Annotated in this window: 16 protein-coding genes; 12 read left to right on the forward strand and 4 right to left on the reverse strand. The window is 72.6% G+C overall.

Annotated elements, in window-relative coordinates; all coding sequences use genetic code 11:
• Positions 1 to 46: 46 nt before the first annotated feature.
• Positions 47 to 1714 carry a dipeptide ABC transporter ATP-binding protein gene (locus tag QRN56_RS04750; RefSeq protein WP_285101598.1) on the forward strand — a complete coding sequence of 556 codons (1668 nt, stop codon included), beginning with the start codon at positions 47 to 49 and terminating at the stop codon, positions 1712 to 1714.
• Between the two features lie 22 nt (positions 1715 to 1736).
• Here QRN56_RS04750 and QRN56_RS04755 read toward each other — a convergent pair whose 3' ends face one another.
• The 3 genes from QRN56_RS04755 to QRN56_RS04765 form a co-directional block, all read right to left on the reverse strand.
• On the reverse strand, positions 1737 to 2711 hold the full coding sequence (locus tag QRN56_RS04755) for a glycosyl hydrolase family 18 protein (protein WP_285101600.1): 975 nt from the start codon (positions 2709 to 2711) through the stop codon (positions 1737 to 1739).
• Between the two features lie 227 nt (positions 2712 to 2938).
• Positions 2939 to 4387 carry a catalase gene (locus QRN56_RS04760; protein ID WP_285101601.1) on the reverse strand — a complete coding sequence of 483 codons (1449 nt, stop codon included), beginning with the start codon at positions 4385 to 4387 and terminating at the stop codon, positions 2939 to 2941.
• A gap of 74 nt (positions 4388 to 4461) precedes the next feature.
• Positions 4462 to 4926, reverse strand: coding sequence for a Fur family transcriptional regulator (locus QRN56_RS04765; protein WP_285101603.1), 465 nt, complete (start codon positions 4924 to 4926; stop codon positions 4462 to 4464).
• 290 nt (positions 4927 to 5216) lie between these two features.
• On the opposite strand from QRN56_RS04765, the gene infC reads away from it, so the two are divergent.
• From infC to QRN56_RS04815, 10 genes are all read left to right on the forward strand, one after another.
• Positions 5217 to 6278, forward strand: coding sequence for a translation initiation factor IF-3 (infC, locus tag QRN56_RS04770; RefSeq protein WP_285101604.1), 1062 nt, complete (start codon positions 5217 to 5219; stop codon positions 6276 to 6278).
• Between the two features lie 103 nt (positions 6279 to 6381).
• Positions 6382 to 6576, forward strand: a complete 195-nt coding sequence (rpmI, locus tag QRN56_RS04775) for a 50S ribosomal protein L35 (protein ID WP_020016628.1) — start codon at positions 6382 to 6384, stop codon at positions 6574 to 6576.
• Positions 6577 to 6645: 69 nt separating this feature from the next.
• Positions 6646 to 7029 (forward strand): 50S ribosomal protein L20, encoded by a 384-nt coding sequence (rplT, locus tag QRN56_RS04780; protein WP_285101606.1) that lies wholly within the window; start codon positions 6646 to 6648, stop codon positions 7027 to 7029.
• A 50-nt stretch (positions 7030 to 7079) separates the two neighbouring features.
• On the forward strand, positions 7080 to 7928 hold the full coding sequence (locus QRN56_RS04785) for a TrmH family RNA methyltransferase (protein ID WP_285101608.1): 849 nt from the start codon (positions 7080 to 7082) through the stop codon (positions 7926 to 7928).
• Positions 7929 to 7972: 44 nt separating this feature from the next.
• Positions 7973 to 8551: a VanZ family protein gene (locus QRN56_RS04790; RefSeq protein WP_285101610.1), complete on the forward strand. Its 579-nt coding sequence runs from the start codon at positions 7973 to 7975 to the stop codon at positions 8549 to 8551.
• Positions 8552 to 8629: 78 nt separating this feature from the next.
• A complete protein-coding gene (locus QRN56_RS04795; RefSeq protein ID WP_285101612.1) occupies positions 8630 to 9091 on the forward strand; it encodes a hypothetical protein in 462 nt (153 codons plus the stop codon).
• Positions 9092 to 9135: 44 nt separating this feature from the next.
• Positions 9136 to 9732 carry an RNA 2',3'-cyclic phosphodiesterase gene (gene thpR / locus QRN56_RS04800; RefSeq protein ID WP_285101614.1) on the forward strand — a complete coding sequence of 199 codons (597 nt, stop codon included), beginning with the start codon at positions 9136 to 9138 and terminating at the stop codon, positions 9730 to 9732.
• A gap of 578 nt (positions 9733 to 10310) precedes the next feature.
• Complete coding sequence (gene pheS, locus QRN56_RS04805) at positions 10311 to 11378, forward strand: phenylalanine--tRNA ligase subunit alpha (protein ID WP_285101616.1); 1068 nt, start codon at positions 10311 to 10313, stop codon at positions 11376 to 11378.
• A gap of 1 nt (position 11379) precedes the next feature.
• Complete coding sequence (gene pheT, locus QRN56_RS04810; protein ID WP_285101618.1) at positions 11380 to 13932, forward strand: phenylalanine--tRNA ligase subunit beta; 2553 nt, start codon at positions 11380 to 11382, stop codon at positions 13930 to 13932.
• A complete protein-coding gene (locus QRN56_RS04815) occupies positions 13925 to 14803 on the forward strand; it encodes an SDR family NAD(P)-dependent oxidoreductase (RefSeq protein WP_285101620.1) in 879 nt (292 codons plus the stop codon). The genes pheT and QRN56_RS04815 overlap by 8 nt, the downstream gene beginning before the upstream one ends.
• 222 nt (positions 14804 to 15025) lie before the next feature.
• Here the strand turns inward: QRN56_RS04815 and QRN56_RS04820 are convergent, their stop codons facing one another.
• A complete protein-coding gene (locus QRN56_RS04820; protein WP_285101621.1) occupies positions 15026 to 16267 on the reverse strand; it encodes a GDSL-type esterase/lipase family protein in 1242 nt (413 codons plus the stop codon).
• A 245-nt stretch (positions 16268 to 16512) separates the two neighbouring features.
• Here QRN56_RS04820 and QRN56_RS04825 point away from each other — a divergent pair, with 245 nt between their 5' ends.
• On the forward strand, positions 16513 to 17802 hold the full coding sequence (locus QRN56_RS04825) for a hypothetical protein (protein WP_285101623.1): 1290 nt from the start codon (positions 16513 to 16515) through the stop codon (positions 17800 to 17802).
• Positions 17803 to 17832: the final 30 nt, after the last annotated feature.

The following is a 17832-nucleotide window of genomic DNA, read 5'->3' on the forward strand; positions in this document are numbered from 1 at the left end:
TGCCCCGCCCGTTTGTCCAGACCCGATCCCATCGAGGGAGCACGCCATGACCGTGACCGCCGCCGCGCCCGCCGGCGTCGCCGCCGCCCCCGCCTCGTCCGCGCTGCTGCGCGTCGAGGGCCTGACGGTCGCCTACGGCCGCACCCATGTCGTCTCCGACGTCTCCTTCACGCTGGGGCGGGGCGAGAGCCTCGCGCTGATCGGGGAGTCCGGGTCCGGCAAGTCCACCATCGCCCGTTCGCTGCTACGCCTCCTGCCCGACGCCGGCGCGGCTCACGGCCGGGTCGAGTTCGAGGGGCGCGACGTCCTCTCCTTGCCCGAACGGCAGTTTCGCCCGCTGCGCGGGCGGTCCCTGGGGTTCGTGCCCCAGGACCCGGGCAGCTCGCTGAACGCCGTGCGCACCATCGGCGCCCAGGCGCAGGAGGCCGCCGCGCTGACGGGCGAGCGGGACGCCGGCACGCGACGCCGGCTGATCCTCGACACGTTCGCGCAGGTGGGCCTCGACGACCCGGGGCGCGTCTACGACTCGTACCCGCACCAGCTCTCGGGCGGCATGCTGCAGCGCGTGCTCATCGGGCTCGCGGTGCTGCCGCGGCCGGCGCTGCTGGTCGCCGACGAGCCGACGTCCGCCCTCGACGTGACCATCCAGAAGCGGATCCTCGACCTGCTGTCCGAGCTGCGGGCCGACCTCGGCATCAGCCTCCTGCTCATCACGCACGACCTGGCGATCGCCGCCGAGCGCGCCGACTCGCTCGTGGTCCTGCGCGACGGCGTGGTCCAGGAGGCGGGGCCGACGGCGCAGGTGTTCGCCGCGCCCCGCTCCGCCTATGCGCGCGAGCTGCAGGCCGACGTCCCGGCCCTCAACCCGGACCGGTACCGGGCGCTGCGGGAGACCCGGGCCGGCTCCGCCGGTGACCCGGGCTCCGCCGAGGCGACCGAGGCCGCGCCCAGGATCGAGCTGCGCGGCGTGACCAAGGCGTTCACCGTCGAGGGTCGCCGGCTCACGGCGTTGGACGACGTCTCCTTCGCCGTCCGGCACGGCACCACGCACGCGCTGGTGGGGGAGTCGGGCTCGGGCAAGACCACGGCGGTACGGCTCCTGCTCGGCCTCGACCAGGCCGACGACGGCGAGATCCTCGTCGCGGGCGAGCCCGTCCACGGCCGCTCGGCCGCCGGGCTGCGGGCCGTACGCCGGCACCTCCAGCTCGTCTACCAGAACCCGTTCACGTCGCTCGACCCGACGTGGCGCGTCGAACGGCTGGTGCGCGAGCCGCTGGACCGGTTCGGTATCGGCGACCGGGCCGAGCGCACCGTCCGGGTGCGGGAGGCGCTCGCCGCCGTCGGGCTGGCCGAGGAGCTGCTGGCGCGGCGTCCCGGCGCGCTGTCGGGCGGGCAGCGGCAGCGCGTGGCGATCGCCCGCGCGCTCGTGCTGCGCCCCGACGTGCTGGTGCTCGACGAGCCGACGTCGGCCCTCGACGTGACCGTGCAGGCCGACCTCGTCGAGGTGCTCGTGCGCCTCCAGGCCGAGCTCGGCCTGACCTACGTCTTCGTCTCGCACGACCTGGCCCTGGTCCGCCAGCTCGCGGACACGGTCACGGTGCTGCACCGCGGCCGGGTCGTGGAGGGGGGCGAGGTCGAGAAGATCTTCGCGACCCCGGCCGCCCCCTACACCCGCCGCCTCCTGGACTCGATCCCGCACCCGTCGGGTGGGTGACGCGGGCGATCACCCTGGAGGCTCAGGAGTTCACCACCTCGGCGACGTGCGAGAACCAGGACTCCCGTCCGCCGCCGGCGTGGCCCACCGAGTTGAAGTACTCCCAGCCGAAGACGCCGCCGAAGTCGGGGTGGCGGTCCACCAGGGTGCCGACCGTGGCGTCGAACGTGGGCGGGTCCACGTACCCGCTGCAGTTGCCGGGGTTGGTCACGGTGCCCGCCACGACGCGGCCCGGCGTGAAGCCGTTGGCGAGGATCTGGTCGTAGACCGTGGTCGTACGCAGGTCGCCCCAGCCGCAGTAGAACTGGGTGTTGTACCAGTCGATCCGGTCGCCGGCCTGCCGCTCCAGCTCCGCGTAGGAGAAACCGCCGGAGAAGCTCGTTCGGCCCGCCATGTCGGTGGCGACCGGCGTCAGGGTGACCACGAAGTCCGGGCCGAAGTCGGCTCGCAGCGCGTCGACCAGGTGGACCGTGTCCGCCAGCGAGAACGTCTCCTCGATGTCGAGGTCCACGCCGTCGAGGTCGTAGGCGCGCAGGAAGTCGCGCAGGACCGGGTAGAACCGGTCGAAGTCCTCCCGCAGGTAGCGGTAGGTGCCGGGCGCGGCGCCGCCGAGGAACGCGCTGACCGTGACCCCCTGGTCCTGCATCGTCGCCAGGTCGTCCCACATGACGCCGAGCTCGGCGTGGTCGGCCGGGATGTCGTTGACCGTGAGGGACGCGTCGGCGTTCAGGTGGATCGCGCCCACGTTGACGTCCGTGACCGAGCCGAGCAGCGGCTTGGGGTCCACGTAGCGGCGCACCCCGTCCGAGCCGGTCTCGTAGATCGTCTGGTAGAAGGCGATGACCCGGTGGTCGGCGGCCTGTGCGGCCGCCGGTTCCCGCGCTGGTTCCTGCGCCGGTTCCTGCTCCAGGGCGGTGGCCGCGGGGCCCGCCGCGGCGGTCAGCGCCAGCAGGCCGGCCGTCAGTGCGGCGCCGAGTCGGACGAGCGATCGGGACATCGGTGACTCCCTTTCTCCGGGCGGTCTCGTGCGGTGCTCCGCCGAAGCGCTCCGGGCACCCCTGGGACCGTAGGCGGCGCCTCCGCCGTCGGACAAGGAGGGCGGCCCGACCATGGGGATATCCCTCATGCCGGGCCGGGCCGGGCCGGGGACGGGGGTCGGGCCGGGGACGGCGGAGGCCGGACTCCCCGGCGGGGAGCCCGGCCTCGGCGTCGTGCGGGGGAGCGTCAGGCGGCGACGGCGGCGCGCAGCTTGGCGCCGAGCTCCTCGTCCACGTTCGTCCAGTACTGGAAGAAGCGCTCGCGGATCTCGTCGACGGTGATCGACTGGCCCTGGCCGGTCAGGGTCTCCAGCAGACGGGCCTTGGCGCCGTCGTCGTAGACCTCGCGGTAGAGCGTGCCCGGCTGGACGAAGTCGCCGTCCTCGCTGTGCAGCGTGGCGGCCGTGCGTACCAGCTCGCCGTCCGACTCCCAGGCGCCGTCGTGCCCGCGGGCCGGGTCGGCGACGGGGCCGCCGAACGAGTTCGGCGCGTAGTTGGGCGTGCCCACCTCGTTGAAGTGGTGCCGCTGCGAGCCGTCCTGCGAGTAGTTGTGCACCGGCGCGGCGTGCGGCTGGTTCACCGGCACCGACTGGTAGTTGGTGCCCACGCGGTAGCGCTGCGCGTCCGGGTAGGAGAACACGCGGGCCATCAGCATCTTGTCGGGCGAGATGTCCGTGCCCGGGACCTGGTTGGCCGGGGACAGCGCGATCTGCTCGATCTCCGCGAAGTGGTTCTTCGGGTTGCGGTTCAGCGTGAAGTGGCCGAAGTGGATCAGCGGGTAGTCCGCGTGCGGCCAGACCTTGGTCAGGTCGAACGGGTTGAACCGGTACGTCTTCGCGTCCTCGTACGGCATGACCTGGACCTTGATGTCCCAGACCGGGTTGTCGCCGCGCTCGATCGCCTCGTACAGGTCGCGGCGGTAGTAGTCGGCGTCCGCACCGGCGATCTTCTCGCCCTCCTCACCGCTCAGGAACTTGACGCCCTGGCGGGAGATGAAGTGGTACTTGACCCAGAACTTCTCGCCCGCGGCGTTGGTCCACAGGTAGGTGTGCGAGCCGTAGCCGTTCAGCTCGCGCCACGAGGCCGGCAGGCCGCGGTCGCCCATGAGGTAGGTGACCTGGTGGGCCGACTCCGGCGACAGGGTCCAGAAGTCCCACTGCATGTCGGCGTCGCGCAGCCCCGACCAGGGCAGGCGCTTCTGCGAGTGGATGAAGTCCGGGAACTTGATCGCGTCGCGGATGAAGAACACCGGCGTGTTGTTGCCGACGATGTCGAGGTTGCCCTCGGTCGTGTAGAAGCGCAGCGCGAAGCCGCGCACGTCGCGCCAGGTGTCGGGGGAGCCCATCTCGCCGGCGACGGACGAGAAGCGCAGGGCAACCTCGCCCTTCGCACCCGGCTGGAAGGCCGCCGCACGCGTGTACTGCGACACGTCACCGGTGATCTCCCACTCACCGAAGGCGCCGCCGCCCTTGGCGTGCACGATCCGCTCCGGGATGCGCTCGCGGTTGAACTGGGCGAGCTTCTCGACCAGGTAGCGGTCGTGGAGGACCGTGGCGCCGTCGGCGCCGACGGTCAACGAGTGCGCGTCACTGGCGACCGGGGTACCGGTCTGCGTGGTGGTGTAGGGAGTGGTCATTCAGACGTGCCTTCCTCTGCTGCTGCTAGCGGGGGTTCTTGCGGGGTTCCAGCGGGGCTGGAAGGTCTGTGCGGTCAGGGTTGCGTGGCGGGATCCGCGCCGGGTGCCTTGCCGCGGCAGTCGGGACACAGGCCCCAGTACGTCACCTCGGCGGTCTCGACCACGAACCCGTGGTCGTCGCTCGGGGTGAGGCAGGGCGCGTGGCCCACCGTGCAGTCCACGTCGCCGATGGCGCCGCAGGAGCGGCAGACGATGTGGTGGTGGTTGTCGCCGGTGCGCCGCTCGTAGCGGGCGGGGTGCCCGGCGGGCTCGATACGGCGCAGGAGGCCCGCGTCGGTCAGCGCGTGCAGGACGTCGTAGACCGCCTGCACGGACACGGTGCCGAGCTCCGAGCGGACCGAGCCCAGGACGGCGTCGGTCGTGGCGTGCTGGTTCTCGCCCACGGCGCGCAACGCGGCCACGCGGGCGGCGGTCACGCGCAGGCCGGCGCCGCGGAGGAGCTCCTCGGGCGAGGCGGCGGCGGGGGCGATGGACGTCATGACCAGCAGCCTAGGCCCTAAACTGGAATCATTCCAGTTGAGTGGGGCAACAGCTTTCGCCCGGCGAAAACGGGGAGCGGCCGACCTCACACCCCGCCACGTGGCGGGTGCTCTCCTCCTCCTGGTATCGTTGAGGGAAGACCGACCCGGTGTGAGCCGGGTGCGCAAAGTGGATTCCATCCCACCCGAGTCACGACGGTGCACCGCAAGGTGCCGACAGAGTCCGGGTCCTTGGTCGGACACGAAGGGCCGGCGGTGCTGCTGCCGGGCCAGCGTGTCCTTTCCTCGTGATGGCCTCCACCTGTGTTCAGGGCGGGGGCCATTTCCCGTTCCTGGTGGTCCATCAACGACTTCTTAGGAGCATCACCATCACCGAGCCTCGCATCAACGACCGGATCCGTGTCCCCGAGGTCCGACTCATCGGTCCTGGCGGGGAGCAGGTCGGCGTGGTTGCCACGGCGGTCGCCCTGAAGCTCGCCCAGGACGCTGACCTCGACCTCGTCGAGGTCGCGCCGGACGCCCGCCCGCCCGTCGCCAAGCTCATGGACTTCGGCAAGTTCAAGTACGAGTCCGACATGAAGGCGCGAGAGGCCCGGCGCAACCAGGCGAACACGGTCCTCAAGGAGATCCGTTTCCGCCTCAAGATCGACCCGCACGACTACGGCACCAAGAAGGGCCACGTCGAGCGGTTCCTCTCGGCCGGCGACAAGGTCAAGGTCATGATCATGTTCCGCGGCCGCGAGCAGTCGCGCCCGGAGATGGGTCGTCGCCTGCTGGAGCGCCTGGCGGAGGATGTCGCCGATCTCGGTTTCGTCGAGTCCATGCCCAAGCAGGACGGCCGCAACATGACCATGGTCCTCGGGCCGGTCAAGAAGAAGGCGGACGCCAAGGTCGAGCAGCGCAAGCGCGCGGCCGAGGTGAACGCGGGCCGGATGACCAAGTCCGAGGCCAAGGCCCAGGCGCGTGCGGTCGACGAGGCCGGCGACGCGGAGCCCGTCGAGGACCAGATCGACGAGACGGTCGAGACCGTGGTCGAGGAGCCCGCGGTCGCGGCTGCTCCGGAGCCCGTCGAGGCGCCGGTCGTCGAGGCCGAGCCGGAGCCCGTCGTCGAGCCGGAGCCGGAGCCTGAGCCCGAGCCGGTCGTCGAGGCCGAGCCGGTCGCCGAGCCCGAGCCCGCCGTCGAGGCGCCTGCCCCGGCAGCGGCGAAGCCGGCCGCGAAGCCCGCGGCAAAGGCTGCCTCCAAGCCGGCAGCGAAGCCCGCCGCCAAGGCAGCTCCCAAGCCGGCCCCGGCCCCCAAGCCGGTGCCGAAGCCCGTGGCTCCCAAGCCGCGTGCGCCGCGCAAAGCCGGCTGAGGCCGAGGTCCCCAAGACCACCACGACACCGGGCCGGCTGACCGGCCCAGGTACACGTCGCCGCTCCAGCAGCGGTCGACCGACATGAGGAGAGACGGCAGTCATGCCGAAGAACAAGACGCACTCCGGCTCCAAGAAGCGGTTCCGGGTCACGGGTAGCGGCAAGGTCATGCGCGAGCAGACCAACGCCCGCCACTACCTCGAGCACAAGTCCAGCCGCCGTACGCGTCGTCTGGCCGTGGACCAGGTCGTCGCGCCTGCCGACGTCAAGAAGATCAAGAAGCTGCTCGGTAAGTGACCCCCGCGGCGCGCGCCTGACGCGCGCCGCCCGGAACCCTTCCAGCCCCGAAGTAACAAGGAGTCTCACGTGGCACGCGTGAAGCGGGCAGTCAATGCCCAGAAGAAGCGCCGTACGACCCTCGAGCGCGCCGCCGGTTACCGCGGCCAGCGCTCGCGCCTCTACCGGAAGGCGAAGGAGCAGGTCACCCACTCGCTCGTCTACGCCTACCGTGACCGGAAGGCGCGCAAGGGCGACTTCCGCAAGCTGTGGATCCAGCGCATCAACGCTGCGTCCCGCGCGGAGGGCCTGACCTACAACCGCCTCATCCAGGGCCTCAAGGCCGCTGGTGTCGAGGTCGACCGCCGCATGCTCGCCGAGCTCGCGGTCAACGACGTGGCGGCGTTCAACGCCCTCGTCCAGGTCGCCAAGGACGCGCTGCCGGCGGACGTCAACGCCCCGGCCGCTGCCTGAGGTTGAGCATCTCACCGGACGCCCGGACAGTGTCCTCCTCGGAGGCACCCGTGCCGCTTGACGTGACGCTCGCGAATCCGCGAGCCGACCGGGTCAAGCAGGTGCGGGCACTGTCCGGGCGTTCGGCGCGCTCCCGGCATGGCCTGTACCTGGTGGAGGGGCCGCAGGGCGTCCGCGAGGTGGTGCGGCACGCCTCGGCGTCGGTCCGGGACGTCTACCTGACGCCGTCGGCGGCGTCGCGCTACACCGAGATCGTCGACGACGCGCGCGCGGCCGGGGTGTTCCTGCACGTCGGTACCCCGGAGGTGCTCGACGGGATGAGCGCCGACGCCCAGGGTGTGCTCGCCGTCGTCCGCTCCGCCGCGCCCTCGCTGCGCGAGGCGCTCGACGGGCGGGACCCGGAGCGCGCCGGCCGGCCGCTCCTGGTCGCGGTGCTCGCCACGGTCCGGGACCCGGGGAACGCCGGCACCGTGATCCGCGCCGCGGACGCCGCCGGTGCCGACCTCGTCGTGCTCGCGGGGGAGAGCGTGGACGTGCACAATCCCAAGGTGGTGCGCTCCACCGCGGGGTCGCTGTTCCACCTGCCCGTGGTGACGGGCCTCCCGCTGGACGCCGCGCTGGCGGAGCTGCGTGCCGCCGGGTGCCAGGTCCTCGCCGCCGACGGCACCGGCCCGTTCGACCTGGACGACCTGCTCGACGACGCCGGCAGCGGCACCGCCCCGGACCTCGCCGGGCCTACGGCCTGGGTGTTCGGCAACGAGGCGTGGGGCCTGCCGGAAGCCGACCGGGCCCTGGCCGACGCCGTGGTGCGCGTGCCGATCCGCGGTAGGGCGGAGTCGCTCAACCTCGCGACCGCCGCGACGGTCTGCCTGTACGCGAGCGGCAGGGCGCAGCGCTGAGGCTGCCCGACGCGGCCGCCGACGTCTGGGGCGCGTGGGGCCACGTGCTGCGCCCGGCTGTGCCGGCGTTGCTCGGCGCCGTCCTGGCGATCCGCCTGCTCGTGCGGATCCGGCGCCTGCGGGGCGTCCCGAACGACCGTGCCTGGCGGCACTCCGTCGCGGAGGTCGGCATGGTCGTCGGCACGGCGCCGTGGGTGTGGATGATCCTCACGCCCCGGCCCGGGGAGCGCGGCCTCTCGCTCGTCCCCCTCCAGGATCTTGCGGACCAGCTCTCGGGGCCCGTCCCCGCCGCGGTGGTGCAGGTGGGCGGCAACCTGCTGGTCCTCGCCGCGCTCGGCTTCTTCCTGCCGGTGCGGTTCCGGCTCGTGCCGGGGTCGGGCAGGCGCGCCGGTTCGCGCGAGCGCGCCGAGCCTGGGCCCTGGCCGCGCACCGTGGCGGTGCTCGCCCGGGTCGCCGTCGTGCTCCTCGGGGTGGCGGTGACCGTGGAGGTGCTCCAGTACGCGCTGGGGCTCGGACGGGTGACGTCCGTGGACGACGTGCTGGTGAACGTAACCGGCGGGCTGCTGGCGGCGCTGTGCTCCCGGAGGTGGTGGGCGGACCGTGCGCCGTTCGGCGGGCGCTGAGGACGCCCGAGCGGGTGACTCTTGCTCCTGCTGTATCGCCTCGCGACGTGGTCACCTACCGTGGGGCAGATGAGGTACATGCCTGATCTGAACCGCATCAGCGAGGCCCTGACCGGAGCGTTCGGCGTGCGGCAGGTGTACGGAGATCCGGTCGAGCGCGACGGGACCCTCGTGATCCCGGCCGCCCGCGTGGCGACCGGCGGGGGCTCGGGCGGCGGGGGCGGCACCGAGCCGGGTGGCCACCACGCCAAGGCCGGTGACGCCAAGGCCGGTGACGCCGAGGGCGGCGAGGCCGGGCCGGGCACCGAGGCCGACACCGAGGCGGACGGCGAAGCCGGCGCGCTCGGGGAGGGTGGCGGCGGCGGGTTCGGCTTTGGCCGGCGCGCCGAGCCGGCAGGTGCCCTCGTCGTCGACGACCAGGGCGTGCGCTGGGTGCCCGCGGTCGACGTGAACCGGATCGTCCTCGGGGGCCAGATCGCGTTCGTGCTCGCGGCCGCCGTGGTCGCGTGGGCCGTCACGCGCCGCCGCCGTCGTCGGTGAGAAATGGGCTCCCTGCAGCGCGGGCCTGCCCCTAGGATCGTCAGGTGCGGTTGTTCACGGCGGTCATCCCGCCCCAGAGCGTTCTTGACCACCTCGGGCTCGCGATCGATGGCGTACCTGCCTCGCCGCGGTGGGTGCCCCGCGAGAGCCTCCACATCACCCTCGCGTTCTACGCGGACCTCCCGGAGGGGACGGTCCCCGAGCTGCGTGACGACCTGTCCGACGTCGCGCGGAAGCACGGGCCCATCGACCTGAGGCTGCGTGGTGCCGGGTCGTTCGGGGCGCGCGTCCTGTGGATCGGCGTCGACGGCGGGACCGAGGCCCTGAAGGACCTGGCGACCGACTGTCTGGCGGCGTCCCCTCGCGAGGTGCCCGACGACGTGAAACCGCACCGTGCGCACGTCACCGTGGCCCGTGCCCGCGCCGGGCAGGTGAAGCCGCCGCGCGGCCGGGACCGCTGGGGCAAGCGGGCCGGGGCCGAGCCGCGGTCGGCGCTGGAGCCCGCCGCCCAGGCGCTCTCCGTGTACGCCGGACCGGCGTGGACGGCAGACTCGTTCGCGCTCGTCGAGTCCCACCCGGGGGAGGGGCCCCAGGGCGGTCCGCGGTACGAGGTCGTGGAGACCTGGACGCTCGAGGGCTGACGGGCCCCGAGGAGGTCGGGTGCCGTCCCCACGGCCGGGACCAGGGCCGCCCCGGCCGTGGGGACATGGCTGTTCGAGGTGCCGCCGCCCGGTGGGCCGGACACGCCAGGGAAGAGGCCGTGGCAACGGCCGACACGTCCCGCTCACCGTGGACCCGGACTCGAACATGCGTTCTACATTAACGCACTGGTTCGCGATGCGCCACCGATCGTCAACAAGAGCTTTCTTGGGTGGTGATCCGAGATCAAACGCCCTAAACGGGCAGAATGGCTCGCCGGTGCGGTGCGAGGTTATGCCTCCTCACCGACACGAAGAAAAAGTGTGCCAAGCGGGTGGGGGTGCGCCCACCGAATCGCGTTGCCCGGTCGCGACGGGGCATGGAATGATGGCGCCATGCAGCCACTGACCCGCCGATTTATGCGGCCCGCCACGGGCCGTGCGGCGAGCGCTGCGCGCGGGCACTGAGCTGCCCTGTGGACAACGCGTCCTGAGCCCTGGCGGGCACCTAGACTTCAGATGCCGGCACGGGTCCCCACGCAGGGACCGGGCCGGCTCCCGAATCCGCCAGGAAGGCAAGCATGTCCACGCCCGATGAGAAGGCACCCATCGATCCGCTCGACGAGGCGGCACTCGACGCCGCGGTCAAGACCGCTCTCGACGAGATCGCGAAGGCCGGCGACCTCGACGCGCTGAAGGTCGTCCGCACGCAGCACACGGGGGACCGCAGCGCCCTGGCCCTCGCCAACCGGGGGATCGGCGCGCTGCCGGGACCCGACAAGGCGAAGGCCGGCAAGCTCGTGGGCCCGCGGCGCGGCCGGATCAACCAGGCGATCGCCGCCCGTCAGTCGGAGCTCGAGGCCGAGCGCGACGCACACGTGCTGCTGGAGGAGACGGTCGACGTCACCCTTCCGGTGCGGCGTTCGACGACCGGCGCCCGGCACCCGATCGAGCTGGTCCAGGAGCGTATCGCCGACTTCTTCGTGGGCCTCGGCTGGGAGATCGCCGACGGCCCCGAGGTCGAGGCCGAGTGGTTCAACTTCGACGCCCTGAACTTCGGCCCGGACCACCCGGCCCGCCAGATGCAGGACACGTTCTACGTGGCGGGGCAGGACGGCGCCGACTCGAACCTCGTGCTGCGCACCCACACCTCTCCGGTCCAGGCGCGCTCCCTGCTGGAGCGTGGCGTGCCCCTGTACATCGCGTGCCCCGGCAAGACGTTCCGCACCGACGCCCTCGACCAGACCCACACGCCGGTGTTCCACCAGGTCGAGGGCCTCGCCGTCGACAAGGGGCTCACCATGGCCAACCTCGTGGGCACCCTGGACGCCTTCGCCCGGGCGATGTTCGGGCCGGAGGCCAGGACGCGCCTGCGCCCGGCGTTCTTCCCGTTCACCGAGCCATCCGCCGAGATGGACCTGTGGTTCCCGCAGAAGAAGGGCGGCGCCGGCTGGATCGAGTGGGGCGGCTGCGGCATGGTCAACCCGAACGTGCTGCGCGCCGCGGGCGTGGACCCGGAGGAGTACACGGGTTTCGCGTTCGGCATGGGCATCGAGCGCACGCTCATGCTGCGCCACTCGATCGCGGACATGCACGACATCGTGGAGGGCGACGTGCGCTTCTCCACCCAGTTCGGGACGGAGATCTGAAGTGCCCCTCATCGTGAAGGACTGGCTCGCTGACCACGTCGAGCTGCCCGCGGACCTGACCGCCGAGCAGCTCGCGGCCGACCTGGTGAAGGTCGGCCTGGAGGAAGAGGCGATCCACGGCGCGGCCGTGACCGGCCCCCTGGTGGTGGGTCGCGTCCTCGAGATGACCCCCGAGCCGCAGAAGAACGGCAAGACCATCAACTGGTGCCGGGTCGACGTCGGACCCGAGCACAACGACGACGAGGGCGCGCGTGGCATCGTCTGCGGCGCGCACAACTTCGGCGTGGGCGACTACGTCGCGGTCTCGCTGCCCGGCACGGTGCTGCCCGGCCCGTTCCCGATCGCCGCCCGCAAGACCTACGGGCACGTGTCCGACGGCATGATCTGCTCCGTCCGGGAGCTCGGGATCGGCGAGGACCACGACGGCATCCTGGTGCTGACGCGGAACGGGTTCGCCGAGGAGGACCTCACCCCCGGCCAGGACGCGATCGCGCTTCTCGGCCTCGGGGAGGAGGTTCTCGAGATCAACGTGACCCCCGACCGCGGCTACGCGTTCAGCTACCGCGGCGTGGCGCGCGAGTACGCCCACTCCACGGGTGCCAAGTTCACCGACCACGGTCTGGCCACCGGTACCGAGCCGGCGGCCACCGCGGACGGGTTCGAGGTGCGGGTGCAGGACGACGCGCCGATCAACGGCGTGGTCGGCTGCGACCGCTTCGTGACGCGCATCGTGCGGGGCATCGACCCCTCCGCGCCCACGCCTGCCTGGATGAAGCACCGCCTCGAGGGCTCCGGCATGCGGTCCATCTCCCTGGCGGTCGACATCACGAACTACGTGATGCTCGACCTCGGGCAGCCGCTGCACGCCTACGACCTGGCACAGGTCTCGGCGCCGATCGTGGTCCGCCGGGCGGTCCCGGGCGAGCGGCTCACCACGCTCGACGACGTCGACCGGGCCCTGGACGCCGAGGACCTGCTGATCACCGACTCGCCCGTCGGCGCGGGCAGCCGCGTGCTCGGCCTGGCCGGCGTCATGGGCGGAGCGTCGTCCGAGGTCAGCGCGACCACCACCGACGTGCTCGTCGAGGCGGCGCACTTCGACCAGATCACGGTCGCCCGTACCGCCCGCCGGCACAAGCTCTCGAGCGAGGCCGCCAAGCGGTTCGAGCGCGGTGTCGACCCCCTTCTGCCCGCCGTCGCGGCGCAGCGCGTCGTCGACCTGCTGGTCGAGCTCGGCGGCGGCACGGCCGACGCCGCCGTGAGCGACCTCGACGAGACCGGGACGCCCGCCCCCATCGCGCTCAAGGTCACCGAGCCCACCCGGCTCTCGGGCGTCGAGTACACCCCGGAGCAGGTACGCAGCACGCTCGAGGAGATCGGCGCCACCGTCGAGGGCGCCGGCGGGGCGGTGCTCACGGTCACGCCGCCGTCCTGGCGGCCCGACCTGACCGAGCCCGCCGACCTGGTCGAGGAGGTCGTGCGCATCCAGGGTTACGGCGAGATCCCGTCGATCCTCCCGGCGGCCACGGGTGGTCGCGGGCTCACCGCCGAGCAGCGCACGCGCCGCTCGGTCGCGCGCGCCCTGGCCGAGGCCGGGTTCGTCGAGACCCTCAGCTACCCGTTCGTCGGCACGGCCGAGTACGACGCGCTCGGCCTGCCGGCCGACGACCAGCGCCGTGTCTCGCTCCGCCTCGCGAACCCGATGGCGGACGACAAGCCGCTGATGCGGTCCAACCTGCTCGTCACGCTGCTCGACACCGTGCGGCGCAACGTGTCCCGCGGGCTCACGGACCTCGCGGTCTACGAGATCGGGCTGGTCACCACCCCGGTGGACGGAACCCCCGTGGCACCGGCGCTGCCCGGCGGCGTGCGGCCCACCGACGAGCAGCTCGCGGCACTCGCGGCGGCGGTCCCCGACCAGCCGCGCCGGGTCGCCGGTGTGCTGACCGGCAGGCGCGAGCTCGCCGGCTGGTGGGGCCCGGGCCGTGCCGCCGGCTGGGAGGACGCCCTGGAGGCGGCGCGCCTCGTGGCCGAGCGCGCGGGGGTCGACGTCGTCGTCTCCGCCGATCCCGAGCGGATGCCGTGGCACCCGGGACGCTGCGCGCGTCTCGAGCTCGCGGACGGGACGCTCGTCGGCCACGCCGGCGAGCTGCACCCCAAGGTCGTCGAGTCGCTCGGTCTGCCCGCGCGGGCGGCGGCGTTCGAGGTGGACCTGACCGTCCTGGTCGGTGCGGCGTCGGGCGAGCCCGTCGTCGCCACGCCGGTGTCCGCGTTCCCCGCGGCCAAGGAGGACTTCGCCTTCGTGGTCGACGGCGGGGTGCCCGCCGAGGCGGTGCGGTCGGCGATCGTCGCCGGGGCCGGCGAGCTCCTGGAGGACGTCGCCCTGTTCGACGTCTTCACGGGGGAGCAGGTGGGCGAGGGCAAGAAGTCGCTCGCATACTCACTGCGGCTGCGTGCGGCGGACCGGACGCTGTCGGCGAAGGAGGTCCGCGCGGTGCGCGACGCCGTCGTGGAGTCGGCGTCGGCCGAGGTGGGCGCGGTGCTGCGTGGCTGACACGGCCGCGCCGAACCCGTCCGAGGCGGCCGCGCCCGGGCCCGCCCGCACGGCGCTCGTCACGGGCGCCTCGCGCGGCATCGGCCGGGAGATCGCGCTGGGTCTCGCGCGAGCAGGGCTGGACGTCGCCCTGCTCGCGCGGGACGCGGCGCGGCTCGAGGCCGTGGCCGCCGAGGTCCGGGCTGCCGGGGCGACCGCCGCGGTGCTCACCGCCGACGTGTCCGACCCGGCGGCGGTACGTGCCGCCGTCGGGCAGGCGGAGGACGCGCTCGGCTCGATCGACCTCCTGGTCAACAACGCGGGTGCCATCGAGTCCGAGCACCCGCTGTGGGAGGCCGACCCCGACGAGTGGTGGTCGGTCTTCGAGACCAACGTGCGCGCGCCGTTCCTGTTCAGCCGCTTCACGGTACCGGGCATGATCGCGCGCGGCGGGGGCCGGGTCGTCGACCTGGCCTCGGGTGCGAGCTCGCACGAGATGGCCGGCGGGCACTCGGCGTACAACGCGAGCAAGACCGCGCTGGTGCGGATGGGCGCCAACCTGCACGAGGACGGTTTTCCGCACGGGATCCGCGTCTTCGAGCTGGCGCCCGGGGTCGTGAAGACCGACATGTCGACGGGCATGACGCTGCACGAGAACCGCACGGAGTGGACCCCGGCCGAACGGGTGACCGACGTGGTCAACGCGATCGCGGCGGGGGAGCTCGACGCGTGCTCGGGCTGGTTCCTGCGGGTCTCGGACGACACCCCCGAGTCGCTCAAGGCGCTGGCCGCTGACGTCGCGGAACAGGGCGCCGGGGCGACCGCACGCCGGCTGCGCGTGCTCCCGGCCGGCAGCGGTGACCCACTGGCCGCGGCCCTCACGGGCCGCTGACGGGGTACGCAGCCAGGCTGACCCGGCCGCAAGTTCGCTTCGAGACCCGAGTTTCTTCGCTTTGAGACGGCTCAAAGCGAAGAAACTCGGGTCTCGAAGCGAAGAGGCGCGGTCTCGAGAGGGATCGGGAGCGATCGGGCAGCTGCTGCGTCCCCGCGACCAGCCGGCCCGTCTTGTCAGCGGGGCCAGTCTCGTCAGCAGGCCGTCTTGTCAGCAGGCCCGTCAGCGTGCCGGGAGCGCAGCGCTCAAGAGCCGGCCCAGCGGGATCGACCGGGCGATCGCCGTCTGCCCCGCGATGTTCGCGTGGACCCCGTCCCCGGTGTCGTACGGCGGGTAGATGGAGTTCGGGTTGTCCGGGTCGCGCAGCACGGCGTCGAGGTCGAACACGCCGTCGCAGGTCCCCGAGCAGTTGCCGCCCGCCCGGACGAAGTCGTTCACGACCGCGCGCCGCGCGTTCTGCTCGGCGGTGTAGCCGGGCCGCGGCGTGATCGGCGTGACGAAGACCCGGATCCCGGCAGCCCGCAGGCGGGCGAACGTGTCCCGGTAGGCCGCCAGGATCGTCTCGGCGCTGCAGTTGTTCGCGAGGTCGTTGGTGCCGTAGTAGTAGATGACCGCCCGCACGCGGTGGAGCGCGAGCACGTCGCGGTCCAGGCGCGAGACGCCGTCCAGGCCGCCGGCTCCGCACGCGGGCGCCGCCGTGGTCCCGGCGATCCCCTCGTTGACCACGGCGACCTGACGGCCGGCGGGCAGCTCGTCCACCACGCGCTGCGCGAGCGTGTCGGTCCAGCGCTGGAACACCGCCGGCGCCGGGCAGCCGGTGCCGCAGTTGTCCGCGCCCACGCCGTCGACCACCGAGCTGCCGTAGGCGACCACCGTGCCGGCGACGTCGGGGCCGAGCACATCGACGGCGCTGACCAGGTAGGTCCAGCCGTGCGTGTCGGGGAAGCCGGCGCCCGAGGTGTCGGCGGTGGTGTTGCCGCCGCCCGTCGTCGAGAAGTAGTTGGTGCGGCCCGCCAGGTCGTGGAGCATCATCCGGGTCGGGTTCGCGAGGTAGAAGCTGACGGCGAGGTCGTCCAGGGCGGACGTCGCCAGGCTCACCGGGTCGCTCCAGACCTCGCCGCCGGCTGGGACCGACACGGTGGGCGAGCCGCCGAAGGTGACGGTGCGCAGGGTCTCCGGCCGCACGGCCGCACCCCCGGCGCTCAGCCCCGCGGTGGTCGCGTTCACCACCAGGGGAGCCGTGCCGAACTGGTTCTGCAGCCGCACGCGCAGCGCGGAGCCGCCCTGCGTCAGCCGGGTCACGACCCGGACCGACCGGTTCTGGAACGTCTCGGGGCTCAGCCCGGAGCTGCGCTGCTGCGACTGCGTCCACGCCGTCGACCACTCGTCGGCGTCGGGCGCGGAGGCGCCGGCGGTGACGCCGCCGCCGACGGCGACCCCCGCCGCCGTGACGAGCGTGATCACGGTACGTGCAAGGTCTCGGAACACCATCGGTCCACCCGCTCCGTTGCTCGAGTCGGCACTGATCGAGTACGTGGCGTGGCACACCGTGCGCCCCGCCAGGCGGAACGCCCGCCAGGCGGAACGTATGACCCGGGCACCCGACTGTCAACGCTGTCATCGCCGACCGGGTGACTTTTTTCCTGGCCTGCGGGCGCGTCCGCTCCTACGGTGTGCGGGCAACCGTCCCCTCGTGCAAGGAGACCACCATGCGCCGTCGCCGCCGCTCCGCACTCGCCGTCGCGAGCCTCGGGCTGGCCGCCCTGCTCGCCACCGCGGGCCAGGCCACAGCGAGCCCGTCCACAGCGAGCCAGGCCACAGCGAGCCCGTCCACGTCCGAGCAGGCCGTGCAGTCCGAGCAGGCTGCCCTCGCGGCCGCCGCGACCCCGCTCACCGCGAGCAACTTCCGCTACACGCTGTCACAGACGTCGTCGACCCTGGTCAGCGCGCTCGACTCGGCGCTGCCCAACGTGACGATGGGCGCGGTGGCCGACGACGCCAACCGCACCCCGAGCTGCGGCAGCGCCCCGTCGGTCACGAACCGCACGGCGTACTACTGCTGGAACGACGGCGACCAGGACACGGACGCCTGGTACCCGCAGGGCATCACCACCAGCTCGGACGCGTACGCCGAGGGCACCTACGACGGCAAGCGGATCAACCTGGTGAGCTGGTACGACCACGCCGAGGACGGTATCGACAAGGGCGTCCGCATCAGCGTGTCGAACCTGTCGGCGAGCGCCTCCGCCCCGCCGTACCGGCACATCCTGCTGGTCGAGCCGAGCGGGACGGCGAGCGCGCCGTCGTTCAAGGCCGTGAACGTCCATGCGGGCGGCATCATGTGGTACGGGAACCTGCTGTACGTGGCGGACACGAGCGGCGGGTTCCGGGTGTTCGACCTGAACCACCTGTGGCAGGTCTCGACGGGGAACTCGTCGGCGATCGGGTGGCAGTCGGACGGTTCGTACCAGGCCTTCGACTACAAGTACGTGCTGCCGCAGACGGCGAAGTTCACCGACTCGACGGCGGGCGGGTACGCGCAGCTGCAGCACTCGTCGGTCTCGCTGGACCGGACGAGCACGCCGGACTCGGTGGTCGTCAGCGAGTACCGCAGCGCGGCCGACGTCGATGCGGGCGCGCAGGTCAGGACGATCCGGGTGCCGATCGACTACACGAACCGGTACCTGAAGCCGGCGTCGGACGGGATCATCAAGGCGACCGAGGCCTACCGGACGGACCTGGAGAGCGTGCAGGGTTCGACGGCGATCAACGGGGAGTTCTTCTTCTCGCAGAGCGACGGTTCCGACCACGCGGACCCGAACTCGGACGGTGACCTGCACACGTTCGTGGCGCCGTCGGGCTCGATCGTGCGGCACGGCAACGCGCTCACGGTGGGGGCGGAGGACCTGTCGTACGACCCGACGAGGGACTACCTGTGGTCGCTGGGCGAGTACCCGGGCTACCGGTGGGTGTACGCGGCGGACGCGTCGACGTTCTGAGCCTCGGCACCGACGCCCCGCCTGACGGGT

Source organism: Promicromonospora sp. MEB111 (assembly GCF_030209445.1).
Lineage (GTDB): Bacteria > Actinomycetota > Actinomycetes > Actinomycetales > Cellulomonadaceae > Promicromonospora.